The sequence below is a fragment of the Bacillota bacterium genome, assembly GCA_040755295.1.
Taxonomy (GTDB): Bacteria; Bacillota; Desulfotomaculia; order Desulfotomaculales; family Ammonificaceae; genus SURF-55.
This window is the reverse complement of record JBFMBK010000021.1, coordinates 21,291-33,287: the sequence shown is the minus strand read 5'-3', so window position 1 is coordinate 33,287 and position 11,997 is coordinate 21,291. Positions and strand designations below refer to the sequence as shown.

Here is an 11,997-nt window from a genome sequence, read left to right as displayed (position 1 = left end):
AGCGGCTTCCAGTAATGCCCTGACGGCTCCATCGCCACTATAATAGCTCCCGCCCCTATACGTTCTTTCGCGCGGCTTATCCTGCCCAGTAGACGTGAAAACCCATTTGTGCTATTCTGAAACGAGAAGGCGCTTTCGACTTCGATCCCGGTTCCTCCATCCAGCATTCGTGCCCAATGAGCCTTTCTGGCTACATCTACGCCTACTATGAGCGTACGCACTTCACGGATCTGGCTTAAATTACTGGTTCGTTTTGTCATCAATCTGACCTCCTCGGTATTTGTGGTTGTTTCGCTAACTCCATTTGTACCAGGAGGTCTTTTTGTTGGTCAATCTTTGTTTCAAAGCATTACAGGAATGCTTCGAAAATGCGTTCTTCTTCCATGGAACGCGGTGATGAGCTTCGCTCCTCGCCGCGTTTCGTTTATGTTACTCTTCTGCATCTAAGTAACCAGCTTTCAGGTCGCCCCATTTTCATTCTTCAGATGGAGCGGCCCCAAGCCGCATAGGGAACTCCTTTATAAAGAAAGTGGCATTTGTCTGGGGCAGAATCCTGAATGTTTTCTTCTATCTACCGCCTACTGTCTACTGCCTACTGAATTCTCGAATACTACCCCGCGGTCGGACGTGGCGGTAACGATGACTTCGATGCCGCCGGCTCGAAAAAGTGAACCTGCTGCGTCCGCTTCACGTACGGTTTCGAAAACCCCGAAAACGGTCGGCCCGCTCCCGGACATTAAAGCGCATACCGCCCCCGCCTCCATAAGCTTCCGTTTTAATTGTTTGAGATCCGGATGCTGCTTGAAGGTAACGTCCTCAAGAGCGTTGCAGCATTTTTGAAGCGCGTCCCGCCATTTATTGCGTCTCAGCGCCTCCGCCATCTCCCGGGCCACCGGCGGCCGCACCCGCCCCAGGTCGTCGTAGGCCCGGTAAACCGCTGCCGTGGACACCTCGTAGGACGGTTTTAGAAGTAAAACGCACAGTTCCGGGAGCGGCGGCAGTTGAGCAAGCTCTTCCCCGAGTCCGGTAGCAAGGGCGGTCCCGCCGGTGACGCAAAAAGGGACATCCGCCCCAAGTCGGGCTCCTAACCCGCGTAAAAAGCGAGTGTCCCGATCGAGTCCCCACAGCCGATTCAATCCAATAAGCGTGCCCGCCGCATCCGCCGAGCCGCCGCCAAGTCCCGCCGCTACAGGGATATTCTTGCGCAGGGTTATGGCAGCACCCCGGCGGCAGCCGGTCAAGGCCGCAAAGAGGCGCGCCGCCATTAAAACCAGGTTCTTTTCGCCCGCCGCCACAGGCTTGCCGCAGACTTCAAGGCTTACACCCCGGGGCCGGTGTTCAAAGGTCAACACGTCCCCCAAGGCCAGGCTCTGCATCACCGAAGCGATTTCGTGATAACCATCCGGGCGCGTGCCGACCACGTCCAAGGATAAATTGATTTTCGCCCTCGATAAAACGGTAAGGGCCACGGATACACCCCGCTGCGGTAACCATTCAGGTGTTCCGGTCGTCGGGCGCGGCGATATGCTGCGCATGGCTTTGTCAGCCGTCCAGGGGCAGTGCTCACCCCAGACCGGCTCTCGCACTCTGCTTGCACCTCGCCGCGTTCCCATCAGCGAAACACCAAGCGGCTGAAAGTTACCCGTTGCATACAATTGAGCGTTCTCTCATAACTTTACACAAAAAGGCACCCGAGAGCAAGTAATTGGTAATGCAGGGGATCGGTTCAACGTCCGGAAGTCGGATTTAGATGTGTTTTGAGGTGAGGTTCACTGATTCCTGTAAATCAAAGTCAAGAAATTCTTCAGGACTCTACATTATTGAGTCTAAGCCTCATTTCCGGGGCAGGCACGCTCCTGGGCGCGGTAATGGTCTTCTGTCTTCCCCTTGAAAAGGTAATGCCGTACCTTGTAGGTTTTGCGGCAGGGGTCATGAGCGCAGTGTCTTTCTTGGAGATCATCCCCGCATCCCTTCAATTGGGGGGGGCCGGCGCTTTGTTCCTGGGAGGATCGGCCGGGATTCTGCTTCTTTTTCTTGCCGACATATTTCTTGGGCATCCGGCGGTGAACCTTCGCGCATCTTACAAGCGCCTGGGATGGCTTCTGTTCATTGGAATTGCGCTGCACGACTTCCCGGAAGGGATGGCCATCGGCGCCGGCGGTTCTGTCGCCGCGGAACTCGGTATTTTTCTTGCCCTGGCCGTCGGGATCCACAACGTTCCGGAAGGTTTGATCAACGCCGCGCCGCTGCGCCTTGGAGGCCTGTCACCGGCTACAATACTCCGGCTGAATGCTCTACTCTCCTTAGTGACACCCGCCGGAACCTTTTTCGGGCTGTTCTTAGCGCACCGGTTTCACTTGCTAATTCCGCCGCTCCTGGCCCTGGCTGCCGGTGCGATGCTTTATTTAGTGGCTAAGGAATTGACACCGCGGATGATGCGGAAGAAAGGAGCGGCAGGTTTTGTGATAGGGTTTTTAACACTGACTGCACTTCTGTTACATATTCACTGAGTAAGCATATTCAATCACGTGTCGCGCGTTTCGGTTTTTTTCTTCCGATTCTTGACTTTCCGGACCAACGACTATCGACTCGGGGCTCGAAATCCGTTACCGCCCTTCCGACTCCGTGAAAATGGCAGCTTACGAACGTAGCGTAATACGGAGCACGGGGAGAAGCAAGTAGAGCAAGGAAGACCCAGCACTCAATTCAACTCGGAAAGCAGCATGATTTCATAGAAACTTTAATGTTGTCAAAACCGCTTATTTTTTGCCAGGGTTAGTCTGAGTGCCGGGGGGCGGGCCATTTTAGAAGTTGGATGCAGGAGGCTGGAAATCGGAACAGAAGTGGGAATTCGCTGTAGCGAATTTCTTCAACTAATCTGACCTCCAACTTCCGGCCTCTAACCTCCAAAATCACAGCTATGCAAAGCTTATCGCGGCGCCCAGTAAAAGAAGTACTATTTTCTTAGCAGGAACCACGCCCCCGCACCCAGCAGCAGTCCCCCCATAACCCGCCAGCCGCTGAACGGGAGACGGGCCATGCCCAACAGGCCGAAGTGATCGATGGCCGCCGCGGTCAGTATCTGCGCCACTACAATGGCGGTGGTCGCCGGGGCCACCCCCACCTTAGGAATGCTCTTCGCCACACCGTAAATAATTAATACGCCGAGTACACCCCCGGACCAGGCGAACCAGGGGATATGATGGAGACGTGAAAAACCGCCGCTTCGGTATAACAGAAGTAAAATTCCGGCGGCAACAGCCCCTATAACGTTTACAACGAAGGTAGCCTCTACCAGACCGATGATTTTACCTAACAGGGCGTTTACAGAACCCTGAACCGCCATCAGCCCCCCGGCAGCCGCTGCTGTTAGCAGAGAAACGATCTGAAGACCGAACATGCCACCATCCCCGGTTCAAGAAAATTGGACAGACAGACCGACGAAACTATCTTCACCGGTGAATGGGGATGTTATTCCCCAGACCGCGTCGCCGTAGCCTTTAAAAACGGATACGGAAGAGAGGCCGGGGAAAAGCAAGTTCCTTCTTGTTTTTCTGCTCTAAGCATGTTAAATTTGACCTAAAAGACCAATGGCTTTTACTATCGGAAAGAAGGTGGTAAAACCGGGAGTGGATTTTTATTTTTTAACAGCCTTTCTTTTTTTCTTACGGGCAGAACCGGAGTAGGGGTTGCAGCATCGGGACTTCAAAAGACAAAAATGGTACATGAAGGTGCGGGATTTTTGCTTTGTTTTATTAGCGGAACCGATTGGACAAGGGTATAGAGAAGTAAATAATTCAGCCTTATTGGGAGAGAGGAGTTTAGAAAGTGTTAAAGAGGAGTTTGTTTCTTGGTCTTGGTTTGTTATTATTACTGGTCCTGGTAACCGGCTGCGGCAAGTCTGCAACGACGAGCAATGAACCTGCCGGCGCAACTAAAGAGGCTTATAAGATCGGCGCCGTTGTCGACATCAGCGGTCCGGGTTCCTCGCTAGGAGAACCTGAAAACAACACTCTCAAGATGCTGGTTGACGAGCTCAACGCGAAGGGCGGCATTGACGGGCACCCGGTTGATCTTACAATCCTGGATAACAAGTCCAACGAGACTGAAGCGGTTATGGACGCTAAAAAACTGATCGAACAGGACGTCTTGGTTATTATGGGTTGTAGCCAGAGCGGGCCTTCACTTGCAATGATAGACACCATTGACAAGAGTGAAGTACCGATGGTATCCATGGCGGCTTCAGCGAAAATCGTCACTAATGATGATGGAACGCAACGGCACTGGGTATTTAAAACCGCCCAGAGCGATATTGTCGTGGCTAACAAAATCGCCAAGTACCTCGTCGCTAACGGGCTTACAGACATCGCTTTCCTTTCCATGAATAACGCCTTTGGAGACTCCGGCCTAGTTAACTTTGAAAAGGCGGCGGCGGATAACGGGATCAACATCCTTATCAAGCAGAAGTTCGAAGCCACCGATAACGACATGACGGCGCAGCTAACCAAGGTAAAGGCATCGAAGGCCAAGGTTACCGTTGTTTGGGCGATCCCGCCTTCGGCTTCCATCGTAACCAAGAACTTTAGGTCTCTGGGGATTAACATGCCGCTCATCCACACCCACGGCATAGGCAATCAGACCTTCATCGATCTGGCCGGAACCACCGCCGACGGTGTTGTCGCTCCGATGGGCAAACTGGTTGTGGCGGAGCAGTTGCCGGATACGGACCCGCAAAAGCAGGTATTGCTCGACTACCTCAGCGATTACCAGGCGAAATACAACAAACGGCCCAGCACCTTCGGCGGTCATGGTTACGATGCGTTCCAACTGACCGTCCAGGCTATTGAAAAGGCCGGCCCCGACCGGGCTAAGATCCGCGAAGCGCTGGAACAAATAACCGGTTACCCCGGTATAAGCGGTGTATTTAAGCTTTCAGCGGAGGACCACAACGGGCTTGGGGAAGACTCGTTGGTTATGGTCACGATTAAAGACGGCAAGTGGACGTATCTATCTGATTAGGAGGGTCCTTCGGGGTTTGAAGCGACTCGACTGTCCACTTTCAGCAAGACTTACAACAATTCGGAGGACCGCAGAAAACACGCATGGCGCGGACGGCGAGTCTTATAAGTCCAGGTGCGGTTTTGCAGCGGTCTCCTAGAAGGATGTTGAAAACAAATAGATTCGGTGAAAAACTAACCCTGTTGTTTTGGTAGTTAAACGTAGTAAACATCCCGGAGGCTGCGAAAAAAACATATCAAGGAAGACGAAGCTGGCCGGAACGGAGCGTACACGGAAGTACGTGAGTACCGGCCAGCGAGTCTGACGAAGAAAGGCGCCGTTTTGCAGCAGTCTCCTAGGAGGCATACTCTTTGGGGATCGAAAGCCAGTATGTCCAGTACCTGATCTCAGGGTTCACGCTAGGAAGCATTTACGCCTTAATAGCGCTGGCATTGGTCGTTACTTTCAACATTACGGGTGTCTTTAACCTTGCGATCGGAGAGTTCGTAACCATAGGTGCTTTGACCGCAGTGAGCCTGCGAGAAGCCGGATGCCCCGACCTTCTCGCCTACGTCCTGGCGGTAATGCTGGCCGGCCTGGTGGGCGCCCTTATGGAAAGGGCGACCATTCACCCCGCGCGAAAGGCCTCCGTTTTGACCCTGATAATAATCACCATAGGTGTCTCGATCGCTTTGAGGGGTGCGGCTCTCCTCATTTGGAAGACGCACCCCTATACCCTGCCCTCGTTCGTCAACACCTCTTCGATCGGCTTCCTGGGAGCCGTTATTATTCCACAAAGTCTGTTCGTCCTGGGTCTGGCCGTGGTGGCGGTAGGATTTCTTTTTGTGTTTTTCGATTTCACTTTTTTAGGAAAAGCCGTACGGGCAGCCATGATGAATAAAACCGCCGCACAGCTTGTCGGAATTAACCCCGGACGGTTGTCGCTGTTTGCCTTTACTTTCGGGGGCATCATCGCGGCGTTATCGGGCATCTTCATCACCCCCATCACTACCGCCCAGTACGACATGGGATTCATGCTGGGACTGAAAGGTTTTGTGGCGGCTATTCTGGGCGGGGTTACCAACGTTACCGGCGCCATAATCGGCGGGTTATTGCTCGGGGTTATCGAGGCGTTCGCTGCAAGTTGTTCCTTTCAAGGCTATTCATTCACGGGTTTAAAGGACGCGATCGCTATGATCGTCATGATCATCGTCCTTCTCACACGCCCGACGGGAATCCTGGGAAACCGTTAAGCCAACCCGTAAATGGAATAAACGCAGTATTTACTGATAATATTTTATGGCGGTTAAGAGAATTGTAACTGTTCAGCTTACTAGGACGGAACGCGGTGTGAAGAGATGCAGTGCACAGCGAATTTTACTAAGTTCTGATTTCTGACATCCTGCATCTGACTTCCGAAATATGTTGCTTATCGCCGCGCCCTACGTAGTACTAAATAGTTACACAGAATTCAAGGAGATGGGCTTTCTTGTCTTCCAAAAAGATTTGGTGGTGGCTTTTCGGGACGGCGGCTGTTGTTCTCTTTCTCCCAATGCTTATTCAAAGTAGCTTCTTACTGGGCGTTTCTATCGTTATCGGGTTGTATTCCATCGTTGCTCTAGGTTTAGGGTTATTGATGGGTTATGCCGGACAGGTTTCCTTCGGACAGGCCGCTTTTTACGGTCTCGGTGCTTATACCGCCGCCATTCTGGCCACGAGGTGCCAAGTCCCTCCTGCCTTTTGTCTTCTTATAGCCCCATTTCTGCCCGCCTTCGTGGCACTTATCATCGGGCGTCCCATCCTACGTCTGCGGGAGCATTACCTTGTTCTGGCCACTCTGGGGGTCGGGATCCTTGTCTCTGCCCTCTTTAAGGAATTCAGCAGCTTGACCGGTGGGCCTTCCGGTCTTACCGGAATCCCTTACCTGTCAATCGGGCCAGTGGTGTTCGACTCCGACAGGGACTGCTTTTTCCTGGTGTGGTCCATCCTGGGTCTTGTTCTTTTAGGTATGGCCAATCTCACAAGATCGCCGGTGGGCCGGGCATTCAGAGCAATTCATTCCAGCGAAAAGGCGGCCGCGGCAGTAGGCATCAGCACCGCTTCTCTTAAATTACTGGCCTTCGTCGTCAGCGCCTTCCTTGCCGGTATTTCAGGCGCCCTTTACATATTCTGGGTAACCTTTATCAGCCCGTCACCCTTTAGCTTTACGACATCCGTGGAGTTTGCTCTCATGGTGGTTGTCGGGGGACTGGGCACCCTCTGGGGCCCGGTTTTAGGGGCGGGAATCATCGTAGGTCTGGACAAACTGCTCCAGTGGTTGGTACCGGAGGTCTTGCCAACCGCCGGTGGAGAATTCGAAATCATTATTTTCGGCGTCATCTTCGTAATCATCATGCTCTTTAAACCGAAAGGGCTTCTCCTGCCGGAAAAGAGCATCGTGACTGTGCACCCGGAACGGGGGAACAATAATCATGCTTGAGGTGCGGGAGATAACAAAGGTTTTTGGTGGACTGATCGCGCTGAATCGGGTGGGTTTTAAAACGCGAACCGGCGGAATACTTGGCTTGATAGGTCCTAACGGCGCCGGCAAAACGACCATTTTCAACCTCATCACGGGCGTTTTAAAACCGGACGGGGGACAGGTTATCTTTCAGGAACGGCCCCTCACCGGACTCCAGCCTTTTCAGATAGCCGAACTCGGGATCGGCCGTACCTTTCAAAACCTTGAATTGTTTACGAACCTTACCGTGGCGGAAAACGTGATGGTCGGCGCCTTCCGGAAAAGCCGTGTCGGTTTTATGCGCAGCGTCTTTCGCCGCCCGGGCACTATGCGCGAAGACCAAAAACTATACCGGGAAATCGTCGGCCTGCTTGACCGTCTTGGCCTTGCCGAATATGCCGATCTGCCGGCGGGCAACCTGCCATTCGGACAACAGCGTCTTCTTGAGATAGCTCGTGCCCTGGCCGCTCAGCCTAAAATTCTGCTTCTCGACGAACCCGCCGCCGGGCTGAACCCCAAGGAATCCCAGGAACTGGCCCGCTTTCTCAGATCCCTCTGCGACCGGGGTTACTCCCTCGTCCTTGTGGAACACGATATGGAAACGGTTATGAGCCTTGCGGACGAAGTGGTAGTCCTTAACTTCGGCACGGTTATCGCCACCGGAACACCGGCGGAAGTGCAAAGCAATCCTGAAGTTATCGCCGCTTACCTCGGGGAAGGAGAGGAAGAGGCATGCTGAATGTCCGGAACCTCACCGTATTCCGAGGCCACATCCAGGCGCTCACCGAGGTATCGTTCGACGTATACGAGTCCGAGGTTTCAGTAATTTTAGGAGCCAACGGCGCCGGGAAAAGCACCCTGCTTGGCTGTATCGCCGGGCTTTACCCCCCTGAAAACGGCACGATCGTTTTCGAAAACTGCCCTATTGCCGGCCTGTCTCCGGAGGCTATTGTAAAAAAGGGCATCTGTCTGATCCCCGAAAACCGCCTTTTATTCCCCTCATTAAGCGTTAGGGATAACCTGCTCCTTGGCGCTTTTCACCGCTACCGGCGCGATAAAAAGGATTTGGAAGAAGATATTGAAAAGATACTGGACCTCTTCCCAGCCTTAAAAGAAAAAATGGGCTTTCCAGCCCATACTTTAAGTGGTGGGTTGCAGCAGATGGTGGCAATCGGGCGAGGCTTATCGGCCAAGCCGAAACTCTTGCTTATGGACGAGCCTTCCATCGGCCTCGCTCCCCTTGTTGTCCGGGAAATAATGCAAACCGTGCGGCGCTTGAAAGAACAAGGACATACAATCATTTTAGTCGAGCAAAACGCAAGAGCTGCACTCGCTGTTGCCGACAGTGCGCTTATCCTCGAAAGAGGAAAGGTTACGCTCGCCGGCTCGGCTCAAGACCTTTCCGAAAGCGGCAGCCTTTATTCCGCGTATCTCGGTCACCGTCGCTGAAACCGGTCGTCCGTCTTTGTGGTATCTTACCGCCAACTGCTGATTTCAGCCTTTTCTTCTGGGGTCGTTCCTGCCTAAATCCCAGCGCATGAGTTCCGGCGCCCGCCTCCTGCGTGACGATGTGAAGTTTCCCTCGGCTTCAGCGGCTTCCGTAGTGTTGGAACCAGCCCCTCCTGTCAGCTTCGATAACAACGGCAGCACCATGCGAAGTACCTCCGGGTTGCTCAAAAGGGACATAAGGACCTTCCATCCTTCTTTACCGCCGCCTGCCGACTCCTCTCCCCCGCGAACCCCCTGCAATTCTTCCTGTTTTAATCCCTGGCCACCCGTTAGAAACGAAGAAGCAAGCGTGCCGATCATCCGCTGCAAAGACTGCCCTTCGCCGTTCTCCCTGCGGCGGCCGAGGAATTCAACAGACCCAAAAACACTTAGCAAACCTAAAAGAAGCAGCAATTTATCGCCCGTTAAGCCACTGCTTATCTGAAGGTCCAATAAATCCCGGACCATCTGGCGCGATTCCTGCCAGCCGTCTACCGTTCCCTTGTCCGCTTTGTTCACTTAAGAAAGCCCCCTTTTTTAAAACAGGCCCGGAATTTCGGGAATGCTCCAGCCGGTGGTCCTTTCCACCTCTTCCTTGGCCGCCCTCCGGGATTCGGCAACCGCCTTGTTAAAACAACCTGCGATCTTTGATTCCAGAGCTGAAACGCTTGAGACACTTTTCCCGTCTACCTTAACCCTGACCACCTCCTGGAGTCCGTTAACCGTTAGGGAAACCGGTCCTTCGCTGACTTCAAGTCTTACGTTTCTTAACGCATCCTTAATACGACCGAATTCCCCCATGAGCTTTGCCATTCCCTCAAAATCAAACAAACCCGAATCACCTCCTTGTGGTTACGTAGCAGTATATTCGGCAGGAGAAACAACGGCTACTTATTTAATTTGACAAAATAACACTGCTTTTACATCATATGGCCTAACCAGCCCTGTTCACGTAATTCACACTATCTACCTCCCGGGAATATATTGGTCAACAAGTAAGGAAAGCGTTTGCAGCCTTGAAAAGAGAAAGGTCCGTGTCCGTATGAAAACAACTGGCAGATCCGCCCCGCTTCCTAATCCTGCCTCCGTTCCCGGCTTACCGGTATTTCGGCGGGGCCGTATTAATCAGGAAAACCCTGACGGGGATGGCAGGTTCGGCCCCGCGCCTGATCTGCCGCAAATCGGCAAGCGTAGATTCTGGAAGATGATACTTGTCGTTGTCCTGATCATGCTGGCCTTCGGCGACAAAGACACCGGTATCGGGTACTACGACGGTGGAGAGGATGACGCGCCGGCGATAAAAAAAGGGTTCATGCTTCGCCCGAGGATGGAGTCACGTAAGGCGGTTTGATTAAACATCGTAGAAGAGCGACGGCTGTAATCAATCGGCGCATCGCCTTTGGCAGTTTTACCCGTGTATTTCACATATCCAGCCTCCAAGGAATACTATGTTGGAAACAAAAGGGAACGGCCTCTAAGCATTACACACTATAAGAACACGAGCAGTCCTGCGTTAAAACAAGGTTAAATCGCTATAAGAACAATCCGCCATTCTCTTCTGTTGGGTGAGCAACATCGCACAATGCTTACGCAAGGAGGTTGGAATCGATGCCGGTTAAAATCCAGGAGTTCCTGCCCGGGGCGTGGGCCCTCATCCTTGTCGTCGTCCTTATAATACTGGCCTTTTCTCCCTCGGGCTTCGGCGGCGGCTGGTGGCCCTTGGGCGGCCGGGGCGGCTTGGATGGCGGTGATGGTAAAGGTGAAGGTTAGGGCGCTTTGTAGAAAAGCCCGTATCCGCATCTCGACTCCCATGCCGAATCCCGTATTCAACCCTTGTTCACCGGCAATGCAGTGAACCGCAAAGGGAGGTGAAGACAATGGCGGAAAAGAACCAGCAATTCCTACCCGGGGCATGGGACCTCATACTTGTAGTCATTCTCATCCTGCTCGGCTTTACCATTTTCGGCTTCGGCCTGGGTCCATTTATTTAGAACCATGGCCGGGAGGCAGAGGACCATTCGTACACCTAAAAGGAATATATGATATTCAACAATGCACTATCTGAAACGCGAGCGATAAATTGTGTGATTTGGTGACGGCCTTTTCTTCCGGTCATTAAGTAATGCTGCTAAGCAGGCAAATTGCAGGAAAGGAGGTTGGTATCATATGGTGGATAAAACTCAGGAATTCGCGCCGTTTCTTCCCGGCGCCTGGGCTCTGATTCTGGTGGTTATCCTTATCCTCCTTGGCTTCACCGCCATGGGCTTCGGCGTGGACGGCGGCGGCTGGTGGTAGCAATCAACTGAGGCGGAAAGACTCCGGTTGGCGTATTGAACTTCCGGGTCCTGAACCAATACCGACAAGCGAGTAAAGCCAAAAGAGGGGAGGTGGGCATAATGGCGGACAAAACACAGGAATGCGGCGCTCCGTTTCTACCAGGCGCCTGGGCTTTGATCCTGGTAGTAATCCTTATAATACTGGGATTCTCCTTCATGGGTTTCGGCGTGGACGGCGGCGGCTGGTGGTAACATGGCGGGCGGTAACATGTAACATGGAGCATCTGGTTGGATAAATGCGGGAAATCCCTGCATGGCCTCTCGTGCAACGGTTTTTACGAAGACCTTCCCTGGTTTTTCGTTTCATAAACGGTGCAGTCAGGCACACTCACTACGAAAGGGGGGTTGGTAATAGTGGCAGATAAAACTCAGGAATTCGCGCCGTTTCTTCCCGGCGCCTGGGCTCTGATCCTGGTAGTCATCCTTATCATACTGGGATTCTCCTTCATGGGCTTCGGCGTGGACGGCGGCGGCTGGTGGTAAAAAGGCCGATGGGACTGGGGCGCGCCCGACCAACAAATCGCCTGTCAGGCGACAATTAGCCGACATGGCGCCCCAGTCCCGGTTTATAGTTCGATAAACCGAGTAATTATCTATGGTAAGGAATGGAGGTCTTGTTAATGGCGGACTTGACTCAAGAATGCGGCGGCGGCGGGTTCTTCCCCGGCGCCTGGG

General features: G+C 53.0%; 16 protein-coding genes. 11 read left to right on the top strand and 5 right to left on the bottom strand.

The window, feature by feature from the left end; genetic code table 11:
* Both AB1500_12170 and ispE read right to left on the bottom strand, forming a co-directional pair.
* The coding region (locus AB1500_12170) for a transposase (protein MEW6183905.1) at positions 1 to 260 on the bottom strand (260 nt) is incomplete at its 3' end.
* Between the two features lie 318 nt (positions 261 to 578).
* Positions 579 to 1,586, bottom strand: a complete 1,008-nt coding sequence (gene ispE / locus AB1500_12165; protein ID MEW6183904.1) for a 4-(cytidine 5'-diphospho)-2-C-methyl-D-erythritol kinase — start codon at positions 1,584 to 1,586, stop codon at positions 579 to 581.
* 234 nt (positions 1,587 to 1,820) lie between these two features.
* Here ispE and AB1500_12160 point away from each other — a divergent pair, with 234 nt between their 5' ends.
* The gene (locus AB1500_12160; GenBank protein ID MEW6183903.1) at positions 1,821 to 2,510 is read left to right on the top strand and encodes a ZIP family metal transporter; all 690 of its coding nucleotides are present in this window, start codon (positions 1,821 to 1,823) and stop codon (positions 2,508 to 2,510) included.
* A gap of 446 nt (positions 2,511 to 2,956) precedes the next feature.
* Here the strand turns inward: AB1500_12160 and AB1500_12155 are convergent, their stop codons facing one another.
* Positions 2,957 to 3,400: a DMT family transporter gene (locus tag AB1500_12155; protein MEW6183902.1), complete on the bottom strand. Its 444-nt coding sequence runs from the start codon at positions 3,398 to 3,400 to the stop codon at positions 2,957 to 2,959.
* Positions 3,401 to 3,828: 428 nt separating this feature from the next.
* On the opposite strand from AB1500_12155, the gene AB1500_12150 reads away from it, so the two are divergent.
* The 5 genes from AB1500_12150 to AB1500_12130 all read left to right on the top strand — a co-directional run bounded on the left by AB1500_12150 (position 3,829) and on the right by AB1500_12130 (position 8,947).
* Positions 3,829 to 5,019 carry an ABC transporter substrate-binding protein gene (locus AB1500_12150; protein MEW6183901.1) on the top strand — a complete coding sequence of 397 codons (1,191 nt, stop codon included), beginning with the start codon at positions 3,829 to 3,831 and terminating at the stop codon, positions 5,017 to 5,019.
* Positions 5,020 to 5,369: 350 nt separating this feature from the next.
* On the top strand, positions 5,370 to 6,251 hold the full coding sequence (locus AB1500_12145; GenBank protein ID MEW6183900.1) for a branched-chain amino acid ABC transporter permease: 882 nt from the start codon (positions 5,370 to 5,372) through the stop codon (positions 6,249 to 6,251).
* A gap of 236 nt (positions 6,252 to 6,487) precedes the next feature.
* Entirely contained in the window at positions 6,488 to 7,477 is a 990-nt protein-coding gene (locus AB1500_12140) for a branched-chain amino acid ABC transporter permease (protein ID MEW6183899.1), read from the top strand.
* Positions 7,467 to 8,237 (top strand): ABC transporter ATP-binding protein, encoded by a 771-nt coding sequence (locus AB1500_12135; protein MEW6183898.1) that lies wholly within the window; start codon positions 7,467 to 7,469, stop codon positions 8,235 to 8,237. Before AB1500_12140 ends, AB1500_12135 begins: the two co-directional genes overlap by 11 nt.
* Positions 8,231 to 8,947 (top strand): ABC transporter ATP-binding protein, encoded by a 717-nt coding sequence (locus AB1500_12130; GenBank protein MEW6183897.1) that lies wholly within the window; start codon positions 8,231 to 8,233, stop codon positions 8,945 to 8,947. The genes AB1500_12135 and AB1500_12130 overlap by 7 nt, the downstream gene beginning before the upstream one ends.
* A gap of 45 nt (positions 8,948 to 8,992) precedes the next feature.
* Here the strand turns inward: AB1500_12130 and AB1500_12125 are convergent, their stop codons facing one another.
* Positions 8,993 to 9,505 carry a hypothetical protein gene (locus tag AB1500_12125; protein MEW6183896.1) on the bottom strand — a complete coding sequence of 171 codons (513 nt, stop codon included), beginning with the start codon at positions 9,503 to 9,505 and terminating at the stop codon, positions 8,993 to 8,995.
* An 18-nt stretch (positions 9,506 to 9,523) separates the two neighbouring features.
* Positions 9,524 to 9,817, bottom strand: coding sequence for a YbaB/EbfC family nucleoid-associated protein (locus AB1500_12120; GenBank protein MEW6183895.1), 294 nt, complete (start codon positions 9,815 to 9,817; stop codon positions 9,524 to 9,526).
* 211 nt (positions 9,818 to 10,028) lie between these two features.
* Here AB1500_12120 and AB1500_12115 point away from each other — a divergent pair, with 211 nt between their 5' ends.
* The 5 genes from AB1500_12115 to AB1500_12095 all read left to right on the top strand — a co-directional run bounded on the left by AB1500_12115 (position 10,029) and on the right by AB1500_12095 (position 11,805).
* Positions 10,029 to 10,337: a hypothetical protein gene (locus AB1500_12115; protein MEW6183894.1), complete on the top strand. Its 309-nt coding sequence runs from the start codon at positions 10,029 to 10,031 to the stop codon at positions 10,335 to 10,337.
* 257 nt (positions 10,338 to 10,594) lie between these two features.
* Positions 10,595 to 10,756 (top strand): hypothetical protein, encoded by a 162-nt coding sequence (locus AB1500_12110; GenBank protein ID MEW6183893.1) that lies wholly within the window; start codon positions 10,595 to 10,597, stop codon positions 10,754 to 10,756.
* A 396-nt stretch (positions 10,757 to 11,152) separates the two neighbouring features.
* Positions 11,153 to 11,281: a hypothetical protein gene (locus AB1500_12105; protein MEW6183892.1), complete on the top strand. Its 129-nt coding sequence runs from the start codon at positions 11,153 to 11,155 to the stop codon at positions 11,279 to 11,281.
* A 101-nt stretch (positions 11,282 to 11,382) separates the two neighbouring features.
* Positions 11,383 to 11,514 (top strand): hypothetical protein, encoded by a 132-nt coding sequence (locus tag AB1500_12100; GenBank protein ID MEW6183891.1) that lies wholly within the window; start codon positions 11,383 to 11,385, stop codon positions 11,512 to 11,514.
* A 162-nt stretch (positions 11,515 to 11,676) separates the two neighbouring features.
* The gene (locus AB1500_12095; protein ID MEW6183890.1) at positions 11,677 to 11,805 is read left to right on the top strand and encodes a hypothetical protein; all 129 of its coding nucleotides are present in this window, start codon (positions 11,677 to 11,679) and stop codon (positions 11,803 to 11,805) included.
* Positions 11,806 to 11,997: the final 192 nt, after the last annotated feature.